19 protein-coding genes are annotated in these 22,526 nt (G+C 41.7%); 12 read left to right on the top strand and 7 right to left on the bottom strand.

Annotation, left to right across the window (positions count from 1 at the left end; translation table 11 throughout):
• The first annotated feature begins 209 nt into the window (after positions 1–209).
• Together QL898_RS06830 and msrB are read left to right on the top strand one after the other, a co-directional pair.
• Positions 210–1,514 (top strand): iron-containing alcohol dehydrogenase, encoded by a 1,305-nt coding sequence (locus QL898_RS06830; protein ID WP_290176267.1) that lies wholly within the window; start codon positions 210–212, stop codon positions 1,512–1,514.
• Positions 1,515–1,793: 279 nt separating this feature from the next.
• Positions 1,794–2,999, top strand: a complete 1,206-nt coding sequence (gene msrB, locus QL898_RS06835; RefSeq protein WP_290176268.1) for a peptide-methionine (R)-S-oxide reductase MsrB — start codon at positions 1,794–1,796, stop codon at positions 2,997–2,999.
• Between the two features lie 98 nt (positions 3,000–3,097).
• On the opposite strand, the gene folE is transcribed toward msrB, so the two are convergent.
• Positions 3,098–3,694 carry a GTP cyclohydrolase I FolE gene (gene folE, locus QL898_RS06840; RefSeq protein ID WP_290176269.1) on the bottom strand — a complete coding sequence of 199 codons (597 nt, stop codon included), beginning with the start codon at positions 3,692–3,694 and terminating at the stop codon, positions 3,098–3,100.
• A 542-nt stretch (positions 3,695–4,236) separates the two neighbouring features.
• Between folE and QL898_RS06845 the strand changes: the two genes are divergently transcribed.
• Positions 4,237–5,046, top strand: a complete 810-nt coding sequence (locus QL898_RS06845) for an enoyl-ACP reductase (protein WP_101205004.1) — start codon at positions 4,237–4,239, stop codon at positions 5,044–5,046.
• A 166-nt stretch (positions 5,047–5,212) separates the two neighbouring features.
• Positions 5,213–5,908 carry a YoaK family protein gene (locus tag QL898_RS06850; RefSeq protein ID WP_057760330.1) on the top strand — a complete coding sequence of 232 codons (696 nt, stop codon included), beginning with the start codon at positions 5,213–5,215 and terminating at the stop codon, positions 5,906–5,908.
• Positions 5,909–5,990: 82 nt separating this feature from the next.
• Here QL898_RS06850 and QL898_RS06855 read toward each other — a convergent pair whose 3' ends face one another.
• Positions 5,991–6,152, bottom strand: a complete 162-nt coding sequence (locus QL898_RS06855) for a hypothetical protein (protein ID WP_290176270.1) — start codon at positions 6,150–6,152, stop codon at positions 5,991–5,993.
• A 376-nt stretch (positions 6,153–6,528) separates the two neighbouring features.
• Here QL898_RS06855 and QL898_RS06860 point away from each other — a divergent pair, with 376 nt between their 5' ends.
• The 6 genes from QL898_RS06860 (at position 6,529) to QL898_RS06885 (ending at position 15,752) form a co-directional block, all read left to right on the top strand.
• Positions 6,529–7,950, top strand: coding sequence for a DASS family sodium-coupled anion symporter (locus tag QL898_RS06860; protein ID WP_290176271.1), 1,422 nt, complete (start codon positions 6,529–6,531; stop codon positions 7,948–7,950).
• A 155-nt stretch (positions 7,951–8,105) separates the two neighbouring features.
• The gene (locus QL898_RS06865; RefSeq protein ID WP_290176272.1) at positions 8,106–9,104 is read left to right on the top strand and encodes an alpha/beta hydrolase; all 999 of its coding nucleotides are present in this window, start codon (positions 8,106–8,108) and stop codon (positions 9,102–9,104) included.
• Positions 9,097–9,891 carry a metallophosphoesterase family protein gene (locus QL898_RS06870; protein WP_201548269.1) on the top strand — a complete coding sequence of 265 codons (795 nt, stop codon included), beginning with the start codon at positions 9,097–9,099 and terminating at the stop codon, positions 9,889–9,891. Before QL898_RS06865 ends, QL898_RS06870 begins: the two co-directional genes overlap by 8 nt.
• Positions 9,892–9,976: 85 nt before the next feature.
• Positions 9,977–10,567, top strand: a complete 591-nt coding sequence (locus tag QL898_RS06875; protein WP_290176273.1) for a DUF1543 domain-containing protein — start codon at positions 9,977–9,979, stop codon at positions 10,565–10,567.
• Between the two features lie 206 nt (positions 10,568–10,773).
• Positions 10,774–15,006, top strand: coding sequence for an ATP-dependent RNA helicase HrpA (gene hrpA / locus QL898_RS06880; protein ID WP_290176274.1), 4,233 nt, complete (start codon positions 10,774–10,776; stop codon positions 15,004–15,006).
• Positions 15,007–15,146: 140 nt separating this feature from the next.
• Positions 15,147–15,752, top strand: coding sequence for a class I SAM-dependent methyltransferase (locus QL898_RS06885; protein ID WP_290176275.1), 606 nt, complete (start codon positions 15,147–15,149; stop codon positions 15,750–15,752).
• Between the two features lie 164 nt (positions 15,753–15,916).
• Here QL898_RS06885 and QL898_RS06890 read toward each other — a convergent pair whose 3' ends face one another.
• Together QL898_RS06890 and QL898_RS06895 are read right to left on the bottom strand one after the other, a co-directional pair.
• Positions 15,917–16,246 (bottom strand): hypothetical protein, encoded by a 330-nt coding sequence (locus QL898_RS06890; protein ID WP_102091713.1) that lies wholly within the window; start codon positions 16,244–16,246, stop codon positions 15,917–15,919.
• 263 nt (positions 16,247–16,509) lie between these two features.
• Positions 16,510–17,361: an AraC family transcriptional regulator gene (locus tag QL898_RS06895; RefSeq protein ID WP_290176276.1), complete on the bottom strand. Its 852-nt coding sequence runs from the start codon at positions 17,359–17,361 to the stop codon at positions 16,510–16,512.
• 166 nt (positions 17,362–17,527) lie between these two features.
• On the opposite strand from QL898_RS06895, the gene QL898_RS06900 reads away from it, so the two are divergent.
• The gene (locus tag QL898_RS06900; protein WP_160021698.1) at positions 17,528–17,941 is read left to right on the top strand and encodes an organic hydroperoxide resistance protein; all 414 of its coding nucleotides are present in this window, start codon (positions 17,528–17,530) and stop codon (positions 17,939–17,941) included.
• Between the two features lie 156 nt (positions 17,942–18,097).
• On the opposite strand, the gene QL898_RS06905 is transcribed toward QL898_RS06900, so the two are convergent.
• The gene (locus tag QL898_RS06905) at positions 18,098–19,015 is read right to left on the bottom strand and encodes an EamA family transporter (protein WP_290176277.1); all 918 of its coding nucleotides are present in this window, start codon (positions 19,013–19,015) and stop codon (positions 18,098–18,100) included.
• 323 nt (positions 19,016–19,338) lie between these two features.
• Between QL898_RS06905 and QL898_RS06910 the strand changes: the two genes are divergently transcribed.
• Positions 19,339–20,022 carry a YetF domain-containing protein gene (locus tag QL898_RS06910; protein WP_290176278.1) on the top strand — a complete coding sequence of 228 codons (684 nt, stop codon included), beginning with the start codon at positions 19,339–19,341 and terminating at the stop codon, positions 20,020–20,022.
• A 131-nt stretch (positions 20,023–20,153) separates the two neighbouring features.
• Here QL898_RS06910 and creD read toward each other — a convergent pair whose 3' ends face one another.
• Both creD and QL898_RS06920 read right to left on the bottom strand, forming a co-directional pair.
• Complete coding sequence (gene creD / locus QL898_RS06915) at positions 20,154–21,764, bottom strand: cell envelope integrity protein CreD (protein ID WP_290176279.1); 1,611 nt, start codon at positions 21,762–21,764, stop codon at positions 20,154–20,156.
• A 169-nt stretch (positions 21,765–21,933) separates the two neighbouring features.
• Positions 21,934–22,458: a TIGR00645 family protein gene (locus tag QL898_RS06920; protein WP_290176280.1), complete on the bottom strand. Its 525-nt coding sequence runs from the start codon at positions 22,456–22,458 to the stop codon at positions 21,934–21,936.
• Between the last annotated feature and the right edge of the window lie 68 nt (positions 22,459–22,526).

The following is a 22,526-nucleotide window of genomic DNA, read 5'->3' on the forward strand; positions in this document are numbered from 1 at the left end:
TGGTATAAAATTGACACATTGCAGTTCATAATAATAGCGACATATTGAAAAGAGCAGTGGTACAATAATTTTAGAGAGCTGCCCATTTTATAATGCTGTGATGCGTATCTTTATACATTCTGGCGCTCGTAAATTAGTAATATTTAACTGGCTGTCCAAAACGGTCTTTATTGCCGTTAAAACCATCATTAAAAAGGATTTTTGTGCCCATGAAAACACAAAACAGTATTACTAAATTGGTAAAGAACAACAGCTTGCAGCATGCTGGTTATTTGGCTGTGGCTAAGACTCGAGCAAAGGTATTAAAAGCAGTATCTTATGTGATACCTATCAGAAGACCAATGCTCTTTGTCGGTGAGACTGCCTGTGATGAGCTGTGCGATATGCTGATCAATGAAGGCAATACCAATGTGTTTATCGTCACGGATACAGTGCTCAACAAACTGGGCATACCTGCGAAAGTCACTGATTATCTAGATGCGAAAAATATCAGTTATCACATCTATGACGGTATTACACCAGACCCTACTTTTAAAGTAGTTGAAGAAGGGCTCCGTCAATCTATAGAGGCCAATTGTGACTCTATCGTAGCCATTGGCGGCGGCTCAGTGATCGATGCGGCCAAAATGATAGCCATGTCTCAAGGCAACAAGTGCAAGCCCAAACAGCTAATCGGTATTCTTAAAGCAAGAAAGCCTGCGACGCCTTTATACTGCGTACCAACGACGGCTGGCACAGGTTCAGAAGCGACACTTGGTGCAGTAGTGTCTGATGACAAAACGCATCAAAAAGCATTGTCTATCGATCCAAGAATGGTACCGCTAGCCGCAGCGATTGACCCAGTTATCATGAAAGGCATGCCAGCCCATATCACAGCAGATACTGGTATTGATGTATTGACCCATGCACTAGAAGCATGGATGAGTGCCAATGCCAGCGTAGAGACAGATTACTATGCAGCCTCTGCCGTAAAATCTGTCATGCATTATCTACCACTAGCTTATAAAGACGGTGGCAATCTAAAAGCAAGAGAAGAGATGGGTATCGCTGCTCATTATGGCGGGATTGCTTTTAATAAAGCAGGTTTGGGTTATGTGCATGCTATCGCGCATCAGTTAGGCGCTTACTATAGTATTCCTCATGGTCGTGCTAATGCCATCGTGTTGCCTTATGTGCTCGACGTCAATCGTAAAGCGAGCAAAAAGAGACTGGCTGCATTGGCGAAAAGAACCGGTATGGTACAGGATGGTCAAGCAGCTAATGGCGATAGTGAGATAGCAGATCACCTTATTACGCAAGTCAGAGACTTGATTGCAGATCTAAACATTGATCCGACTGTCAATGGTATGCAAACCAGCGACTTTAATGATATTGCAAAGGCAGCTGCAAAAGAAGTCAGTGACACCTATGCCGTGCCCACCTATCTATCAGCATCTGAAATCAAAGAAATTCTAACGAAAATTAAGCAGGCTAGTGACGAACGTGCTGATAGTAATAATGAAACAGCGTCATAGTTTTTGATGGGGCTAGTGATATTAAAATAAAAAAGTCTATTACTCTTTGGAGGATAGGCTTTTTTAATGCATTGATATAATAAAGTTTCCGTCTTATTTTCATAGTTAATTCATACTAAAATATATAATCGTTATCAAACAACCGTTTAATTTATCTTGTGATAGCACCCAGTTGATAAAAAATATCTTAATAAACTGTAAATATATAACAGTATAGGAATGTTTCAGTGATACAAAAGCGTTAGGATATTTAAAGGACATTACGCTTAGGAGATTTTTATGAATCGCATATTACCATCTAAAATTATAGGGTTAGTTATCATAGCGAGTAGTGCGATTTACGCAGGCTGCGCATCAACTGAAAACAGCTCTACTATACAGAACACAACTGCCGCTAACCCATATGCACCGACTACACCAGGATTGGCAGTAGCCACAGTAGCGGGTGGGTGTTTTTGGTGTGTTGAAGCAGGTTATGAAAAAATCCCTGGCGTGGTAGAAGTAGTGTCTGGCTATACGGGTGGCACCGCTGAGAACCCAACCTACAAGCAAGTGTCGGCAGGTGGTACTGGGCATACAGAAGCGGCGCAGGTGTATTATGATCCTAAGAAGATTACTTACAACGGCATAGTACAGGCGTTATGGAGAATTGCTGATCCTACTGATGATAAAGGGCAGTATGTTGATCGCGGCACACAGTACCGTCCCGCTATTTTTTATAACAACGCGCAAGAAAAGCAAATCGCAGAAGCGGCTAAGCAGTCACTGCAAGCCTCTGGTGTATATGATAAACCAGTAGTGATTGAGATTGTTCCTGCTAGCACTTTTTATCCTGCTGAAGAGTATCATCAAGATTATTATAAAAAGAACCCACTACGCTATAAAGCTTATACCTTCAATTCTGGTCGCTATCAATTTATCGAGAGTGTCTATGGTAAAAACTACGAGCTTGATTTTAGTAAGTTTACGCCCGAAGCAGATAGCACGCAGCCAGCGATGTCAAATAATACCTCGGATAGCAAAGGTTTTAACCCAGATACATTCGTAAAACCTTCACAAGATGCGCTAAAGAAATCCCTTACTGATATTCAGTATAAAGTCACCCAAAAAGAAGGTACTGAGCGCGCCTTTGATAATGAGTACTGGGATAACAAAGAGCCTGGATTATATGTAGACGTCGTATCTGGTGAGCCACTGTATTCTTCGCGTGATAAATATAAATCTGGTACGGGCTGGCCGAGCTTTACTCGCCCATTGGATACGAGCTTAGTGGTTGAAAAGCCAGATCGAGGGATATTTGGAACCCGTACTGAAATTCGTAGCCGTTACGCGGACTCACACGTGGGCCATGTGTTTGATGACGGTCCAGCACCGACTGGCAAGCGCTATTGCATGAATTCAGCAGCGCTTCGCTTTATTCCGCTTGCAGATATGGAAGCTGAAGGTTATGGCAATTGGATCGATGATGTAAAATCAGTTGGTTAGTACTATTTTTTTATCGCTCGGCCAAAGAAAAAGGACGCATCATATGCGTCCTTTTTCTTTGTGTGTTATTTATAACAGCCTAATCAATTAACAGCGACTTAAAATGCTGGTTGACGTTTAGGTACCGCACCCAAAAATTCATTACGTACTTGATTATTGTGTTGATATTCGCCAAGCATCGCGGTACTACGCGTAGTTGAATGCTGTTTGCTAACACCGCGCATCATCATACACATATGTGATGCATCCATAACGACTGCGACGCCGCGGCAGCCAGTAACATCCATAATGGTCTGCGCAATCTGCTCACTTAGGTTTTCTTGTATCTGCAAACGACGGGCAAACATATCAACAATACGGGCAAATTTTGACAGTCCTAGTACTTGGCCGTCAGGTAAGTAACCGATATGAGCGACACCATGGAACGGTAGCATATGATGCTCACACAGTGAATAAAACTCAATGTTCTGTACCAGTACCAGCTCGCGATTCGCTGATGGAAACACAGCATCATTGACCACTTCATCTATACTTTGATGATAGCCTTGGGTCAGATGGGCAAAGGCCTTTGCAGCACGTACAGGCGTATCTAGCAAACCCGGACGATCTAAGTCTTCGCCAGTTGAAGCAATCAATTGGCGATAAGATTCGGTACTTTCTTTATAATCTGGGGTTATGATGGGGGTGTTACTCATAAGTTTGGCAGCCATCCAAAATGTGGGTGTAGCTTAACGTTGAATCCTATCATGTGAGGATTCTTATAAAAATTGTGCAAGCTGGGAAGGGCTGTGATTATACTCGAAATCTGCTGAACTTCATACTGCTGTGGCTAGCAGTTGAGTCTTTAATCAATAAAGGGGTGGTTGGTACTTAATCGAAACGGTTGTAGTGTTAATATTCGAAGTGCAATTTTTCCCATAAAATAAGCAAACTACTCTAGTCTGAGTATTTTATCGTAAAACATTGATGCTAAAATGCAATCTAATAACTCACGAAAAACTCTCACTGTCGATACTACTTGAAGTGATAAACTGCTATTAGTCATTTCAACATTATTAGTTGTTTGTAGCAGTCAATCCAATAACAAGAACCAAATACAGTTTACGACTGTTTACTTAAATTAATTCGTGTATAATAACTCATCTTTTCATTTGTACTATTTAGTAGTCTCAATCTTCTAATTACTCTAAATAAATTCTTATTCTAAATCATCTCGATTGATTCAAAAGGAAAACTTATGCTACTGCAAGGACAACGATTTGTCGTAACTGGCATCGCAAGTAAACTCTCTATCGCTTGGGCTATCGCAGAAGCGCTGCACCGCGAAGGGGCTTCACTAATCCTGACTTACCCGAATGACAAAATCAAAAAACGCGTCGATATGGCCGCTGAAAAATTTGAAGCAGATTTGGTTCTAGAATGTGACGTAGCTTCTGATGAGTCAATTGCTGCGTGCTTTGAGCAAGTGACTGCCCATTGGGGTGATGGTATTGATGGTGTGGTACATGCCATTGGATTTGCACCGATGGATCAGTTAGATGGCGATTTTGTCAATGCCACGACTCGTGAAGGCAGTCATATCGCGCATGATATCTCTAGCTATAGCTTCGTTGCATTGGCTAAAGCGGCTCGTGAGTTACTAGCGATGCGCCATGGTTCTATGTTGACATTGACCTATGAAGGCAGCATTTCAGTATTGCCAAACTACAATGTCATGGGTATGGCAAAAGCCAGTTTAGAAGCCAGCGTTCGTTATTTAGCAACGTCTATGGGCGGTGAAGGTATCCGTGTTAATGCGATATCTGCAGGTCCTATCCGCACGCTAGCGGCTAGCGGCATTAAATCTTTCCGTAAAATGCTCGATATTAGCGAAAAAATTGCGCCACTACAGCGCAACATCACACAGACAGAAGTAGGTAACGCCGCATTGTTCCTATTGTCGCCTTGGGCATCTGGTATCACAGGTGAGATTATGTTCGTTGATGCAGGCTTCAATACAGTAGCTATCAGTGAGCAGTTGATGATGCTTGATGAACCAGCACAGTAATTGTTATAGATGATTCGTTTGATAATAGAAAAGACAGCCAATTGGCTGTCTTTTCTAGTTATACTATGAGTCTTTTTGGCTACGTGCTTTTTTAGCAATGAGTCTTTTTGGCCACGTGCTCTTTTAGCAATGCGCCTTTTTAGCTACGTGCCTTTGGACGAGGGATATGATAACCAAGTTACCAAAGTGGATACTATGGGGCGGGGCAGTATTGGCATTTAGTGCTGGTTGCGTGAATACGACGGCGTTAATGGGGTTTGCCAATTTATCAGTGTCGCACGTAACGGGCAATGTAAGCTTGTTTGCAGCGGCTATCGCTCATTCAGACGCGCGTAGTATTTTATATATTGGTACTTTGTTGCTGTCCTTTTTGGCAGGGGCTATACTAAGCGGCTTTGTCATTGGGCAGACATCATTGAAACTCGGCCGTCGTTATGGGCGAGCGCTATATCTAGAAGCAGCATTACTTTTAGTTAGTTATTGGCTATATCAGCAGCATGATTACTTGGGGCAATTAGCAGCAGCAATGGCCTGCGGATTGCAAAACGCTATGGTGGCAACTTATAGTGGGGCGGTCATTCGTACCACTCACTTGACAGGGCTGACATCAGACATGGGTGCGGCAATTGGTAATTGGCTTGCTGGTCGTTCTATCAGTAAGCCAACCTTAGGGTTCCAAGCCATTATTTGGTATTGCTTTTGCGGTGGTAGCGCAGTAGGTGCTTTCTTGTTTGCAAAAGTCAGCTATGATGCTTTGTTTGTTCCCATCGCCATTGTGTCGACAGCAGCATTTGTGTACAACTATGTCTCAGATCATTTGCCAGAGGTGAGAGAACCAAAAAAAGATAGGCGCTTATCATAGTGATAAACGCCTATCTTTTTTGTTTGTACTAGATAAACATAATCTACTTAAAAATGAAGATAAATGTCATTGTTCATGAGATTTATTTTCTATCTTCTTCATGATCTTCATGTTCATGCATACCTTGCATCATATCTAATACAGAGTCGTCAGTACGCTGTTGATCTTTTTCGGCCAACCCATCTTGATTAATGTCTTTTGGTGCCATTTTGGTGGTTGCATCAATTTTATTTGCGTCTGTCATAAAGTTATTCCTTTTGTTTTTATTGATAATTTTCTATTCAACCTTCTGATTATGTGGTATCAATTTTTGCTTGTATAGCCCTAAATGATAAATGTTTAGAGGCTTTATGTAATTTTTATAAATCAGGGTCTGCATGAAAAGCAGTGAGAGAGCCATTGTCTAAAAATAAAATTAGTCGAAGGGTAACCGCTATTAACAAATCAAACAGATGAGCTAAAGAAACAAAATTAATCAGATTGTATTCATATATAAATTATTCTGATATGATATTTTCCCGCGTAATATTCGCTATATGAATATAATGATGTCATACAATAATTGTGTATTGCAATAATTTTTGACGTCATATTCCCTCTGGAGGCAATAAGGATAATTTATGTCAGAGAAAAAACTGGATAGCCATCTTCCTAATGATGGCAATGAATATTTATTTACAGATACATTCCCAAAGGGAACGGGAAAAGGGTTGATCGTGGTCGCCATCGCGGCAATCATTAGCTTTATTATTTATAGCGTATTACCATTTGAAGTTAGTGCAAATAAAGGGTTAGCGTTGTTATTCTTTATTGGCGTGCTATGGCTCACTGAGGCGATACACGTCACTATCACTGCGATTTTAGTGGTTGTAGTTGGTACTTTGGTTGGCATTCCTGATTTTAATGCTGAAGTCGGTCTGCAGAGCTTTGCCAGCCCCATTATTTATCTCTTCTTTGGTGGTTTTGCCTTGGCTGCCGCGTTACATGTACAAAAGCTCGATAGAAAAATCGCGTTAAAAATTCTATCGTTGTCGGGTGGTAAGCTCAGTACAGCAGTATTTTTGATATTTGGTGTGACTGCATTCTTGTCCATGTGGATATCGAATACAGCGACAACGGCAATGATGCTCCCATTGGCACTCGGTATTTTAACGCAAGTTGATAGTAAAGAAGATCGCGGTACTTTTGTGTTTGTACTGCTTGGTATTGCTTATTCAGCAAGTTTGGGTGGTTTGGGCACGATTGTCGGCTCGCCACCAAATGCCATTGCTGCAAAAGCATTGGATATCGCATTTGTTGATTGGATGAAGTTTGGTATCCCAATGATGCTGATACTATTACCAGTACTGTTGGGTGCGATGTATTTGTATCTAAAGCCGAACCTAAACCGTACTATGCAGCTAGAGCAAGATGAAATCATTCCTTGGACCAAAACCCGCCTATTAACAATTACTGTTTTCATTGTCACGGCAGCTAGCTGGATGTTGTCTAAACAAATTGGGGCTGCAGTTGGTATCGAAGATACAGATGCCGTTGTCGCGTTGCTTGCAGCAGTGGCGGTCGTGAGCTTGGGTCTAGTTTCTTGGAAACAGGTATCAGACAACACGGATTGGGGCGTGCTCATGTTATTTGGTGGCGGTATTGCGCTATCAAATATCTTAAAAGTATCAGGTGCGTCATTAGTGTTAGGCGAGACGGTTGCTAATGGCTTACAAACAGCGCCACTATTGGTGGTGATGCTTGCAATCTCAGCCTTTATTATTTTCTTGACAGAGTTTGCATCAAATACGGCTTCAGCAGCGCTCTTAGTACCTGTGTTTGTGGCAATTGCCGAGCATATGGGTATACCGAGTGAGGTCTTAGTACTTATTATTGGTATCGGTGCGTCTTGTGCGTTTATGCTACCAGTTGCCACACCGCCAAATGCTATTGTGTTTGGTACAGGTTTGATCAAGCAAACAGAAATGATACGTACAGGTGTCATCCTTAATATTGTTTCTACTATCATCATTGGGTGTTGGGCATACTTTTTCTTGTTGTAGTTAAATAGCTCATGTAGACATAGTCATATGTAAAAATGCTAAAAACCCCAATGTTCAAGACAAATTGAACGTTGGGGTTTTTTATGGCCTATCATACGAGCTAGCGGTATAGAATGTTTATTATTAACGTCATCTTATTAAATGGATTTGATCACATGACACAGTATTTATTAAAAGCAATTAGTCTAATAGTACTAGGCGCAATTGCCGTGGTAATGGTATTTATAGCAAAATACTGGGCACCTGATCGTACCATCGCTGAGCTAAAAAAATGGCAACTACCCAACAGCGAATTTATAAACATACAAGGTATGCAAGCGCATGTATCGCAGTCAGCTAATTGTCATGTAAATCGTGGCAATACAGCTGAAAAAGATCAACCTGAAACAATCGTTTTATTGCATGGTACATCGGCAAGTTTGCATACATGGGAGGGCTGGACCAAGGCGCTGTCTGATCAATACTGTGTCGTGAGCATGGATTTGCCAGGGTTTGGTTTGACAGGTCCTTATGTGGACGAGAGCACGCAATATAGCAGCGAAAATTACGCGGCGTTTGTTATTGAAGTACTCAATCATTTGAAGCTGGACCGCGTCACGCTAGCCGGTAACTCATTAGGAGGCAAGGTAGCGTGGCGTACCGCAGCTTTGTATCCTGAGCGTGTCAATCGATTGATACTGGTAGACTCAGTTGGTTATCCAGCAACACCCAAACATGTCCCTATTGGTTTTAAACTTGCTAAATATCCAATGATGTCACCAATTTTAAATCGTATCCTACCCAGAAGTGTCGTCGAAAAAAGCGTTTTAAGTGTGTATGCAGACAATAGCAAAGTAAACGATGCCTTGGTTAATAGATACTATGAATTGACCTTGCGCCAAGGTAATCGGCAGGCTTTGAGTCGTCGCCTAAATGAGAGCGATGATGCCAGTGTCCAAGCGCAAATAAAGCAGCTGGACATACCGACTTTAATCTTATGGGGTGCAAAAGATGATCTTATTCCTGTAGAAAACGCCGCGTTATTTCATAGAGATATACGTAATAGTCAGCTTAAGGTATTTGATGACTTAGGTCATGTACCGCACGAAGAAGATCCGTTAGCAACCGTTGACGTTGTAAAGCAGTTTTTGATTAGTGAGTCAGGAAATGGATAACTTAGAAAAGAAACAGATAACAACCATCGCTGCGATTTCAGATATTCATAGTAATGTCTACGCCCTTGAAGCTGTACTTGCCGATATAAGATATCGAGATGTTGATCAGATTGTCAATCTTGGTGATATTTTGTACGGGCCAATAGCGCCTTATGCTACCTATGAGCTATTAATAGCAAATCGAGATGATATTATTACTATTAGAGGCAATCAGGATAGGCAGATTTATGAAGCCACTACGGCAGAAATTGCTAATAATCCAACCATGGGTTTTATTATCAAAGATCTCTCTAAAAAAGCGATTGAATGGATGCGGTCTTTGCCATTTGATTTTCATGTAAGTCAGGATGTATACCTCTGCCATGGCTCGCCGACCGATGACATGATATATTTACTAGAGGATATCGAAACGGGTCAACCAATAGTGCGTAATGATGCGACTATATTGGCGTTACTTGATGGTATTGATAATGATGTTATCTTATGTGGTCATACACACATCCCGCGAACAGTAGTACTGTCGTCAGGACAAACTATTGTGAATAGTGGTAGCGTTGGCTATCCAGCTTACGAAGATGATTTGCCTATTATTCATAAGATGCAAACTTATTCGCCTCATGCTAATTATGCTCTTATCAAGTGTATTGAGACTCAACAAGGTAAACATTGGCAAACTGAGCATGTCAAAGTGGCTTATAACCATGAAGCAGCAGCAAATATGGCTCTAAGAAACGGACGTGAAGATTGGGCATTTGCATTGAAGACGGGTAGAGTAGTTCCAGTATGACAGTACTTAAAAACATTCTATCCTAGCACTGACAGCATTACCTTTAGATTAACTATGGATTTTGATTTAATAGAGATTACGTAAAATGGTAACACTATATATGGTTCAACTGGGCGGTCGTCCTAAAGGCCGTCTGATTGAGCAACACGATATTTTCTTTGGCGCAGCCAGCCAGGTGAGTGACTTGATAGGAGATATCAATGAGCATTGGCCTGAAGTAAAAAATAAATGGCATATTGATTCATATCGAGCAGTTACTAAAGTGGGTAGTTATGCCATCAAGTTAATTGAACCAAGTCAGCAAATAACGGCTGCTGCTGACTTAAAGTTATTCTTTATCAATCTAGGTGGCTATCAGCAGGGCAGTTTTGAAGAATTCCATTATAAGCTACTCATCGTTGCACCTAACCAAGCTGACGCGATCAAACAAGCGAAGAACAGTGATTTTTATAAGCAATTTACTTTTAAAGATGAAACATCACCTTTTGACGCTGCCTCACATATCGATGATAAGTTTGCAGTAGATATAGATGACATATATACCGTAAATGATCTTCTCTCAAATGTTCGACTTTCGATTGAGCCTATCAGTGATATAGATGAGCTGAATGCTTGCGAAGACAAAGAATATGTTGGCTATCTAAGCATCAAGAATTTAAAGAAATTGGCGCTATAATAGGTTCATCTAAATTTTATAAAAGTAACCCAATACATGCTTGATTAAATGAACTTACTGGATAACTTAAGTTCGGATACGTTCTGTAATGTGTGATAGTTTCAGCATTATTGATACAAGAGCAATCAGGACTCGACTAACTTGAATCATACCCCAATTACCCCCATAATCTAACCACTTCTACATAATAAATAGCCTAAGCAAATATGCCCAATACTTCTAAGCCCAATATTCCTAAAAACAGCGATCCAGATACATCTACTGTAAATGAAACTCAAGATACTAAGAAGCCAGCAGTACCACTGGCGGATCTACCAGTACTTGCAAAGGATAGCTATTACTTAAGCCGTCTTGAGCGAGAACTGGCACGTGCTGCTGTATCTAAAAATAAAAAATCTGATCATGATTCTGAGCAAAAGAATAATTCAGATGATGTAATCGCCAAGAAACGTGCTCAGTACGAAAAAATCAAAACGCGTTCTCAAGAAGCTGTGCAGGCACGTATCGATAGTATTCCAAGTGATTTACCTACCAAGCTAAATTTAGATCTGCCTGTTAGCCAGCGCGCAGAAGACTTAGTACAAGCGATTATCGATAATCAAGTCATTATTGTCGCTGGTGAGACGGGTTCTGGTAAAACGACGCAGCTGCCTAAGCTTGCGATGCTGGCAGGGCGTGGTATCACAGGGCAGATAGGGCATACACAGCCGAGACGATTGGCTGCTCGTAGTGTGGCAAACCGTATCGCAGAAGAGCTGGGTGAGCCATTAGGTAATACCGTCAGTTTTAAGATTCGCTTTAATGAGCAAGGGACAGCGCAATCTGTTGTAAAGCTCATGACAGATGGTATCTTACTCGCTGAACTAGGTCATGATCGGTTTTTGAGTAAGTACGATACGATTATTATCGATGAGGCGCATGAGCGTAGTTTAAACATCGATTTTATTATGGGTTATCTCAAAAAGATGCTGCCCAAGCGTCCAGATTTAAAAGTTATTATTACGTCGGCGACCCTTGATACTAAGCGCTTTAGTGAATACTTCAGTCGTTATGACAATAAGTTCAAACGGCAAGTTCCTGCGCCTATTTTTAATGTAGAAGGGCGTAGCTTTCCAGTAGAAGTCCGTTATCGTCCGTTGACAGATGAACCAGTAAATAGCTCGGAAGACGACAGCTACGATGATTTTGAAGAGAACCTGCCGCGTGCTGTGGTTGCCGCTGTCGAAGAGTGCTTTAGCGATGCGCAGAGTAAAGGTCACGCCGATCAAGCTGATATTTTGATATTTGCTGCGACTGAAGCGGAGATTCGTGAGACGCAGGAAGTGCTTGAGCGTCATGGCCCGCGCCATACCGAAGTACTGCCATTATTTGCACGGCAGACTTATGAAGAGCAGCAGCGTATCTTTCAGCCATCGGGTCGAGGTCGCCGTATTGTTATCGCGACCAACGTTGCTGAGACTGCCTTGACCGTGCCGGGTATTCGCTATGTGATCGACTTGGGTTTTGCGCGGATTTCGCGTTACTCGTATCGCTCGCGCGTACAGCGTTTACCGATTGAAGCAATTTCCCAAGCAGCGGCCAATCAGCGTAAAGGTCGCTGTGGCCGTGTTGCTCCAGGTGTTTGTATTCGTCTTTATAGTGAAGAAGATTTTAGTGGCCGCCCTGAGTTTACTGAGCCTGAGATTTTACGTACCAATTTAGCGTCAGTAATCTTGCAAATGGCCAACCTACGTCTGGGTAGTGTGGATGACTTTGAGTTCATTGAGCCGCCTGATAGCCGATTGGTTACTGATGGTCATAAATTGCTAGATGAGTTGGGCGCTATTACTTCTAAGAAAGACATTGCTGCTCAGGACAAAACCAACAAGCCAAAAGCGAGAAAAGGGCTTGATCATCTGCGTTTGACAGCAACTGGTCAGAAAATGGCACGTATGCCAATCGATCCAAGGCTAGCACGTATGCTGGTGGCTGGTTCTGATTTTGATTGTATTCGCGAAATGCTGATCGTTGTGGCAGCGCTTGCTGTACAGGATCCACGCGAGCGTCCTGCCAATAAACGCACGCAAGCGGATCAAAAGCATGCGGTCTTCCGTCAAGACGACTCTGACTTTTTGTTTTATCTGAGTCTATGGAAGGCGCTGTTTGAAAAAGATGAAGACGGCAATAAACTGTCTGGTAATCAGCGTAAGCAGTTTGCTAAGAAAAACTATTTAAGCTTCCCGCGTGTACGTGAGTGGCATCAGACACACCGTCAATTGGTACAGATGGTTACTGAACTGAAGTTAACTGATGTCAATGAGTCAAAAGCTGCTGATAAAAATGTGGCTGTCAATGATCCAACAGCGATCGAAGACGAAGAGCTAAAAGCGGTCAAATATGCCAATCTGCATAGAGCGTTATTGACGGGTTTATTGTCTATCATCGCGCACAAGACTGAAAGCCGCGGTGAGTATTTAGCGGCGCGTCAGCAAAAGGCCAAGATATTCCCAGCCAGTACGGTGTTTAAACAAATACCACCTTGGGTGATGGCGTTTGAAATGGTGGAGACTTCACAAGTCTTTATGCGTACTGTTGCCAAAATCGAACCAGAATGGATTATTTCAGCGGCAGGTGATTTGCTGAAATATCATTACTTTGAGCCACATTGGTCCAAAAAAACAGGACGCGTTAAAGCCTACGCACAGATCAGTCTGTTTGGGCTGATTATTATTAGTAAGCAGCTGACCAATTATGAGCAAGTCAATCTGGTCGAGTCACGAGAGATATTTATCCGTGATGGCTTGGTGACTGGTAACTTTGGTCGCAATGCACCATTTTTGCAACATAACATGGACAAGATTGCTCATGTTGAGCGTATCGAAGACAAGCTGCGCCGCCGCGATTTGTTGGTAGATGAAGAGACGCTCTATCAGTTCTATGATAAGAAAATCCCTGAGCACGTTGCCAGTCGTAAAGCGTTTGAGGATTGGCGTGCAGAAGTCGAAAAGCATGATGCCAAGCATCTATTCTTCACTGATAAAGATGTACTTAATAGCCAGGCGCCGACCACAGGGGACTTTCCAGAAGTGTGGAAGCTGGGCGATCTAAAGCTGCCGCTGCGTTATATTTTTGATCCCGCCAGCGATGATGATGGTGTGACCATACGTGTGCCGCTTGCCGCATTACCGCAGCTCGATGCGATTGAGCTACTGTGGGGCGTGCCCGGTTGGCGCTATGAACTGGTATTGCAGCTGCTCAAGTCGCTACCAAAAGAGATACGTCGCCAAATCGTACCGATACCCAATACTGCAGACAGTTTGTTTGATGAATTGCAGCCAAAGGGTGGGCAAGGATTACTGAAGCAGCTGTGTCAGGCGTTGCATCGTCGCGGTATTATGTCGGTGACGCCAGAGAACTTCAATCCATCTACGATTGATCGTTATTTGCAGCCACAAATCTGCGTGGTCGATGAGAAAAACCGTATCATCGAAAAAGGCCGTGATCTGCAAACCCTACAGATTCGTCATGCATCTGAGACCAGTCAAGCGGTAAATGAACAGCAAGGCGTGCATACTGAGTTTCCTGAGCATTTTGCTTTTAGCAAAAATCATCATAGCGCAGGCGTGGTAATGAAACAGTTTGCGGCGCTCGTCGCTGATGAAGCGGGAGAAGCGGTATCGATTCATCAATATACTGATGTCAATGCAGCACTTCAAGCACATCGTATCGGGGTGCTGACTTTAATCAAAGGCAAACTTGGTGCAAAGAAAAAGCAGTTAACGAGCCAAATCGATAGTATATTTAAACTGGCATTTGCGCCACTTGGCGACATGGATAAACTCAAAACGATTGTTATAGATGCTGCGTTAGACGCGGCTCTCGAAGAGCACTACGTCTTATTTGATCATGCTGAAAATTTACCAGAAAGCGCCGATGACATCGCAGTTGGATTGAGCGAAGAGCTACCGTTTACCTCTAAGGAGTATGCCCAGACTCTTGAAGTGGTGGTGAATAACTTCTTATTAACTGGTCAAAGCGTTATCAAAACGCTTAAGAATGTCTACACTCGTTGGCAGCGTATTCGCCAAGGGTTGCTGATGTTAGATCGTGAAATATTTGGTGAGTCTATCGATGATATCGAAGATCAGTTAGAAGACTTACATTTGGCAGATTTTGTTTATCGGATGGACTATAGCCATTGGCAACAATACCCACGCTATCTTGAAGCGCTACAGATTCGACTAGAGCGTCTGGAGCACAATCTCGACGCCGACCTTGATGGTGTTTATGCGCTTGACTTGCATATGGAGCGGCTAGCAGGACGTGCGGACAAAGAAGCCATCAGTGAGTATCGCTGGATGGTGGAAGAGTACCGTATTCAATTGTTTGCCCAGCCTATGAAAACTCGTATGGCAGTATCGCCCAAGCGTCTAAGCAAGATGTGGGATAAGGTGAGTTAGGCTAAGTTTTAGGTTTGTATGGTACGTTATATTATAGAGCCCACATCAATTTCAAGATATGAGCTCTATAACTAAGCGTTTTAAATGCCATATGTTACCTACTAAATTGGATATCAATCTCAAATAAAAGGATTATTAAAATGTGGGATGAACGCTATAGTGGCACAGAGTTCGCATTTGGCACCGAACCTAATGATTTTTTGAGAGAGACATTTGAGCAGATACCTGTAAGTGGACACGTACTTTGTCTAGCAGAGGGCGAGGGTAGGAATGCAGTATTCTTAGCTGAGCAAGGCTTCACTGTAACTGCGATGGATATGTCCGAAGTAGGGTTAAACAAAGCGAACAAGTTGGCCAAAGAGAAAGGGGTAGCTATTACCACCCAAGTAGCTGATTTAGCAGATTACAACTTTGGTCAGGATAAATGGGATGCCATAGTTTCTATCTGGGCACACGTGCCTGAAACGGTACGTCAATATGTACATGCACAAGTTGGCACTGCTCTCAAGCCAGAGGGAGTATTTATCGTCGAGGCTTATACAGAACGACAGCTTGAAACAGAGGCAGTCGGTGGCCCACTAGCCAGTCAAAGGGAGCGTTTTGGCGCTTTAGAGAACTTTCAAAATGAGCTTGTAGGGCTGAACGAAGTGATTGGTGTAGAGAAGTTGCGTATGGTATCAGAAGGAAAGCGGCATCAAGGGCTTAGCGCTGTAGTACAGTTTGTTGGCAAAAAAGTTAGCAACTAGCCGTTGTAAGTTAAATCTATTAGTCGTTTTAGTAGCTATATACATAGTTAGAGAAGATAGTTTGCAAACCATCTTCTCTATGAGCTATTGAGACTTAATGTCTGATAGTTAGCGACTGGTATCTAATGACTAGTATTTAATGATTGGTACTTAATGATTGGTATTCAATGGCTAATCTTTTCTGTCAGTACACCCATGCTATAAAGTACATAAGCAATCACAGTTAATGCGACGATAAATGGAGTAAGCATCCAAATCACAATGTTGATTAAAAGTGATGGTAGCAATCCATTGAACAATTCAATATCTGGTGCGAAAAAATCGGTCATGACATCGACGGCACGCTTAGCAATAGGGAATAGCAAGGTGCTAAAAGCTAACATGTAAATGTACTTACTAAAGCCAGGGTCACTCATGACTACCATAAAGTAGAATACTGTAAAAAAAGTGATGCCAAGTGCCCAGCATTTGAGAGTGTAGCTTAAACGAATCATGTTATCTCCTCCCTAAGCTTTCTATTGATCGCTTTACATCGATCGTACGCAGAGTAAAGCTGCTCCTATACATTCATTATTTTAAATATATAGTATATGTTATAATACGAATATATAGTCACGTCAACCAATTTTTCTATTTATTTAAAATACTCCATGAATCATTCAATTTAAAAATGATGTTTTTTGGGGAAGAGTTTCATAGGTATAGTAGAAAATAGCCTAAGCAAAATTATTCATTCTATTAAACGATAAGGTTATAACTACAACTCATTACTTGGGCTTAGACCAAAAAACCGCTTATATTCTCGGCTAAACTGACTAGGGCTTTCGTAGCCTACTTGCATCGCTATTTGTGATATTTGCGCTCCATGCACCTTAATTAATCGCCTAGCTTCCATTAAACGTAAGCTTTTTTGATACTGTAGCGGACTCAGCTGGGTTATTTCTTTAAAATGCTGATGAAACCCTGAGACACTCATGCCGCATCTACTAGCTAAGCTCTCAACCATGATAGGTTCATCTAGATGTGCCTTTATCCAGTCAGTCGCTTGAGCAATGCGGTGTGTATGGCTACCGCTGACGACCAATTGCTTAAGTTTGTTGCCTTGCTCAGCCAAGAGTAGGCGATAGTATATTTCTTGTTGAATTAAAGAAGACAGAAAATCAATATCGTTTGGATAATCAAGCAAGCGTATCAATCGATCAAACGCATCCATTATGGTGTCATCTAGGTGCCACTTTATCCCTAAATGGCTGCCTGCCATTGAGTGTGTGGTCGGTATCTGCGCTAATACATCTCTAATCATGGCTAAATCTAATTTCATCGATAAAACAATGACAGGGTTCTTTATCGAAGCGTGCTTGATATGCATACTTAGCGGTATATTAACTGGACAGAACATCAAGTTACTATTGTTAAACCTTTGACAGTCAGTACCCAAATAAATCTCTCGTTCTCCTTGTAGAACAATACAAATACTTGGCTCTTGAATATAACTTACGGCTTTGCTTGGTTTGTCCGCGCAATAAAAGAACAAACCTGAAACAGCAGATTCGATGGTTTTATTTCTAGGCAGTACTGCTAAAAGTTGGTCAATAGTCGTTTGATTCATCACGAGTGCTTATTTTATAGAATTGCCTGATAGTATAAATATTTGTAGGATTAGGCAAGAGTTATAGAGGTTTGTTCTAACGTATCAGTGTAGAAGATTCTATAATAATTTCATCGCAACAGCGTAAGTACGACCTCTAATAATATGAAACAAGGAATGATTACTCATGAAAATATTTTATAAAACGCGCGCAACCGCTACTGGTGGACGTTCTGGCCATACTGGATTAGACGATGGTTCGTTAGGATTTGATTTGGTATCTTTTCAAGAGCAAGATAAAGAAGGCGTGAACCCAGAACAGCTTTTTGCCATGGGTTACGCGGCTTGTTTTGATAGCGCTTTGAGCATGACTGCACAGCACATGAAGTTGCCTGTTACCGCTTCAAAGACCTCTGCGCAAGTGGGTATTGGTATGAAAGCTGACGGTAGCTACAACTTAGAGATAGAGTTGTCTGTAGAAGTATCAGGTATTGATGAAGCGCAGGCGCAGCAGTTAATAGAAGCCACGCATCAGGTGTGCCCGTATTCTAATGCTACTCGCGGCAATGTCGATACTCGTCTAGAAGTGACTGTTGTTTAAAGACTAGTGACCGTAGACTAACAATATTAAAATAATAACTCGAATATAAAACGTCCCGATTTATAAAAGTCGGGGCGTTTTATATTGTCTAGTAGAGACATTAGCTTGAACCTTTTTGAGCAACTTAGCTGATGATAGGTTATCAATAGCCTTATTTTATACCGGTACTTTTTTATTTAAGGTAAACACCAAGACCGCGCCCAAAATGACGGCGCTTGCAACTATAAATGGCATAGTCAACTGTTCAGATAAGAATACCACACCTAGCAACGCAGCAATCACAGGGACACATAGCTGAACGATAGCGGCTTGTGTGTTTTTCAATAGTGGCATTGCTGTATACCAGATACTATAGCCCAACCCTGAGGCGATCGCTCCTGATGCACAGGCGAGTAGTACACCTTCAGTCGTAATACCTTCCAAATTGATATTTTTAAAACCCAAGTCATCTAGATACGTCATACCTACCAGTAATAGTATAGGCACAGCGACTAAGCTACGCACAAAGTTAAACCCTGTCGCTCGAAGCGGTGAGACACATGATTTGCCTCGTATACTGTATATTCCCCAAGCTATGCCGCTCATAGCCATTAACGCTGTCGCCAATGGTGATGGTATGGCAGCTGATGGCAGCATCAAATACACGAACCCTGCCACTGCAACAGCAAACGCCAACCATTGTAGCGCGCTGAGCTGTTCTTTTTTATAAATACCCCAGCCAATCATCGTCAGCTGAACCGCTGAAAACAAAATCAATGCCCCAGTGCCAGTATCTAGCTCTACATACGCAATTGAAAAGCACAGCGCATAAATCACCAAGCTGAGACTACTCAACCAACTGCCTTTATCATTTAATATAGCGTGGATAGTAGAGTTGTCATGATTGGGCGTTTGGCGTCGCAGTCTGTAAGCATGTATAGCCATGATAAGGCCTAGACAGGCCGTCGCACTCACTAGCCTAATGATTGTAAAACTCCAAGCATCGATGTAGCCTTCCGCCAATGCCATTCGGCAAAACAAGGAGTTTGCGGCAAAGGCGATTAACGCAATAATGGTATAAATAGTGACTTTCAAAAGTAATTCCTACAATGAATAAATGGCACAAAACAGGCAAGCATAGGATTTTAATTTTAGGTCTTGAGATACGCTGTTATAACGAACGCTTATTTCTTAGCAAAGATAATAGATTGATAAATTATCAATCTAATCTATAGCTGTCTCACAGGACAGGATATTTTGTCGTACTTATGGCAAAAAGTCTCTTTTAAATCAGAATAACGATAGTTATATTGACGATAAGGTCTAAAAATAGGGATGATGTGCGTCGCATCAAATGAACTATTAGAACAACATTCATTAAACACAATAAATCAGATAAATAAATAGGAAAAGATAGTATGAATTGGGCAAGTATTTTTATTTATGACACAACTTGGTTGTTTGCCGTAGAAATTTTAATACGTGTCACTGTAATGTTTGTATTAATTATCACATTTTTGCGATTCACTGGTAAGCGCGGCGTCCGTCAGCTCTCTATTTTCGAGCTAACCATTATTTTATCATTGGGCTCTATTGCAGGTGACCCTATGTTCACCGAAGACCTGCCGATTATCCAAGCGGTATTAATCATGGGTACGGTCATTTCACTTTATAGGCTCTGTACTTGGGCGATGATGAAGTTCCAGCCTTTTGAGGACCTGCTAGAGGGGCGCTCAATGTATATTGTAGAAGATGGCATGCTGGTGCTTGATAAGATTAAACAGGGGGAAATGTCACATGATGAGTTTTTTGCTGAAATGCGCCAACAAGGGGTTGAGCATTTAGGCCAAGTTCGTGTCGGTTTGCTCGAAGCTGATGGCAATTTTAGTATCTTGTTGCACACCTCTGAAAAAACAGACTACGGTATGCCGCTTTTCCCCAAGCAATATCGACCGGTCGAGCAAGTAGAAGCAGGGGTTTACTATGCTTGTATGTATTGCGGTTATGTTGATGAAATCTCTGATCCCAATCAGTGTTGCCCGCGCTGCGAGGATAATTGCAATAACTGGGCTAAAGCGTTAAACAATCATATCGTCAAATAATATTACTACTTGGCTGCCTTAGCTCAGTTGATAAGCTAAGGCAGCCAAGTTTTTTCAAATTATTAGATAAAAACCTTTCATTTACTGACAGTTTGTTTGACTTGCTTTATACAGTGCATGGCTCTCATCATTTATGTCACTTTATACCAGTCAAGTTTGCGAGTCATCACCATCACGCAGGCAAGTATCACAAAGCAGAATATCGCACCTAATAATAGATTGAGATCTTCTGTACTTAAAATACCGAAAAACGCAGCGTATAGCCCAGCAAGCGTCGTGGTAAAGATTACTGCCCGTTTCAAACCGCCAAATACATAGTAGCTATACCAGCCAATAAGCCCAACACAAGCACTGGCCGCTACCATATAGGCTTGCCAAAATGCGATTTGTTCTGCAAGCGGCAGTAATAAGACATAAAAGACAAATAGTGCGCAGCCGACGAGCAGATACTGAATAGGGTGGATACGACTTGATTTGAGCACTTCAAATAAAAAGAAAGTACCAAACGATACCAACATTAATAGCAAAGCGTACTTCATGGCTCGTTCAGTTTGTAGATAGACATCGTTGGGGCTTGCAAAACTAACGCCAAAGCTGTTTAGCAGAACACTTTGATTACTACCAGCTACTGCTGCACTGTCTGTCGTCAGACCTCTTGATGCCTCAAGCGAATCAGGATTGTACGAATGACTATCGATATTGAGCGTTGATTCACTTATGATTGTACATTGCTGGTTAGGTGCGCTGAGACATTGAGAGAGGTATTGATTATTTGCAACGGTTAGATACTGATTTTGCCAACTGGCATTGAATCCTGCAGCGGTAATGCTCTTGGTATTTGGTAGTGCTTTGCCGATGAAGTTTGGTGTCTGCCAGTCACTGTGCATAGATAAAGTAAAGTTCTGCCCAGTTGGTACAGTTGTTACATTACTAATGCCAGCTAAAGGTAAGTCGATCACGATATGAAGCGCTTGATTGTCTTTAGGGCTGGATAATTGGCTACTCACCTCTGATTTATTTAGAGCTGTATCTATTGAGCCTGTGGTAGCCAAGCTATCTTCATTCTGCTGGCTAGTAAGATTGCTTAATTGCTCCAATACGTCTTTAGGAATATCTACTTCGACATAGGTTAAGTTCTCTATCATTGGTATCTGCGGATAGTTTGCTGCAATTGATTTTTGATTGATTGTGACAGTAGGCAAGGTAGCGACACCGCGTAAGTCAGACACGGGAATGATCAATTTTGCTTTATTCCAGTGGGTAATGGTTTTGGCTAGCTGTGTCTTATCTGTATCATTGTCGATTGTATTGCCAATCTGATCTAAATTTTCTAAAGTCTCAGCAAAGGTATAACTCTGATCGAATGTCAGCTGACCATCATAGCTAGTAGCGCTATAAATACCGCGTTTATAAGTGTCTGTGTTCACTTTTAGGTCTTGTGCAGCTTGCGTCTGAGAGGCAAATATCGTCTCAATCTTCGAGTACGACGGTTCGCATTTGCTCTTTATATTTGGTGTATCAGATGCATTTGACTGACATGCCGGTGTGACTGTCATGGGAATAGCGATAAATGGATTAATGACTTCTTGTGGATTGACATGCTGCTGTGTGATTTCTTTTATCACTGATTCTGCGTAGTATTGCCTCTCGTATATGATATCGCTAATCATAGTGAGTCCGATTGAAAAGACAATACAAAGTCCTATAATGATGGATAACTTAGTCAATAATGTTTTTTGCATGTTGTTGCCTCCTAAGTGTCTTTAATCCACAGCTGCCGAGATAGCAGACCGTGGCTTTAAAAGACATCATAGAGAGGGTATAACGAGAAGATGTGCAGGAAATATGGAAAAACAGTGAAAGGGCGAAAGTCGATATTTTCGGATAATTATTTTTCGATTATTAATGTTTTTAATGCTTTTTCGTGTCGCCAACGACTTTATCCATAATAGCGAATAACAAGCCAGACAATACAAAGGTCATATGAATAATAACCTTCCACATGAGTTTGTCAGCATTAAGTTCACTCATTCCGCTAGATATATCCATAAAGGACTTTAGCAGATCAATCGCTGAGATAGCGACGATTGCTCCGATGACTTTGAGCTTTAGACCAGAAAAGTCCACTTTGCCCATCCAGCTAGGACGATCATCATGAGTGCCAGTATCGATTTTTGAGACAAAAATTTCATAGCCACTGAATATAATGATAAGCAATAAACTGGCAACTAGAGAGATATCAACCAATACCAATATATCTACAATCACACTGGCTTCAGAGGCCGTCAGAATGTCAGCGAACATGTGCCATAGTTTTTGGACAAACTTAATAAATAATAAAATAATGCCTAACACCAACCCTAGATAAAAAGGTGCCAATATCCAGCGGCTATTAAATATGGTTTTTTCTAAGTAAAGCTCAAACTTCTTTAGCATGGGTATCTCTTAGGTTTCAAATACAAAAAAGTGTTAAAGACAAGAAAGTCTTAAAAACACAAATATGA

Source organism: Psychrobacter sp. APC 3279 (genome assembly GCF_030407795.1).
In the GTDB taxonomy this organism is placed as follows: Bacteria; Pseudomonadota; Gammaproteobacteria; order Pseudomonadales; family Moraxellaceae; genus Psychrobacter.

Bases quoted from the DNA above. Each gene is read 5' to 3' on its own strand.
- QL898_RS06830 (WP_290176267.1), top strand. From the start codon at position 210: ATGAAAACACAAAACAGTATTACTAAATTGGTAAAGAACAACAGCTTG.
- msrB (WP_290176268.1), top strand. From the start codon at position 1,794: ATGAATCGCATATTACCATCTAAAATTATAGGGTTAGTTATCATAGCG.
- folE (WP_290176269.1), bottom strand. From the start codon at position 3,694: ATGAGTAACACCCCCATCATAACCCCAGATTATAAAGAAAGTACCGAA.
- QL898_RS06845 (WP_101205004.1), top strand. From the start codon at position 4,237: ATGCTACTGCAAGGACAACGATTTGTCGTAACTGGCATCGCAAGTAAA.
- QL898_RS06850 (WP_057760330.1), top strand. From the start codon at position 5,213: ATGATAACCAAGTTACCAAAGTGGATACTATGGGGCGGGGCAGTATTG.
- QL898_RS06855 (WP_290176270.1), bottom strand. From the start codon at position 6,152: ATGACAGACGCAAATAAAATTGATGCAACCACCAAAATGGCACCAAAA.
- QL898_RS06860 (WP_290176271.1), top strand. From the start codon at position 6,529: ATGTCAGAGAAAAAACTGGATAGCCATCTTCCTAATGATGGCAATGAA.
- QL898_RS06865 (WP_290176272.1), top strand. From the start codon at position 8,106: ATGACACAGTATTTATTAAAAGCAATTAGTCTAATAGTACTAGGCGCA.
- QL898_RS06870 (WP_201548269.1), top strand. From the start codon at position 9,097: ATGGATAACTTAGAAAAGAAACAGATAACAACCATCGCTGCGATTTCA.
- QL898_RS06875 (WP_290176273.1), top strand. From the start codon at position 9,977: ATGGTAACACTATATATGGTTCAACTGGGCGGTCGTCCTAAAGGCCGT.
- hrpA (WP_290176274.1), top strand. From the start codon at position 10,774: ATGCCCAATACTTCTAAGCCCAATATTCCTAAAAACAGCGATCCAGAT.
- QL898_RS06885 (WP_290176275.1), top strand. From the start codon at position 15,147: ATGTGGGATGAACGCTATAGTGGCACAGAGTTCGCATTTGGCACCGAA.
- QL898_RS06890 (WP_102091713.1), bottom strand. From the start codon at position 16,246: ATGATTCGTTTAAGCTACACTCTCAAATGCTGGGCACTTGGCATCACT.
- QL898_RS06895 (WP_290176276.1), bottom strand. From the start codon at position 17,361: ATGAATCAAACGACTATTGACCAACTTTTAGCAGTACTGCCTAGAAAT.
- QL898_RS06900 (WP_160021698.1), top strand. From the start codon at position 17,528: ATGAAAATATTTTATAAAACGCGCGCAACCGCTACTGGTGGACGTTCT.
- QL898_RS06910 (WP_290176278.1), top strand. From the start codon at position 19,339: ATGAATTGGGCAAGTATTTTTATTTATGACACAACTTGGTTGTTTGCC.
- creD (WP_290176279.1), bottom strand. From the start codon at position 21,764: ATGCAAAAAACATTATTGACTAAGTTATCCATCATTATAGGACTTTGT.
- QL898_RS06920 (WP_290176280.1), bottom strand. From the start codon at position 22,458: ATGCTAAAGAAGTTTGAGCTTTACTTAGAAAAAACCATATTTAATAGC.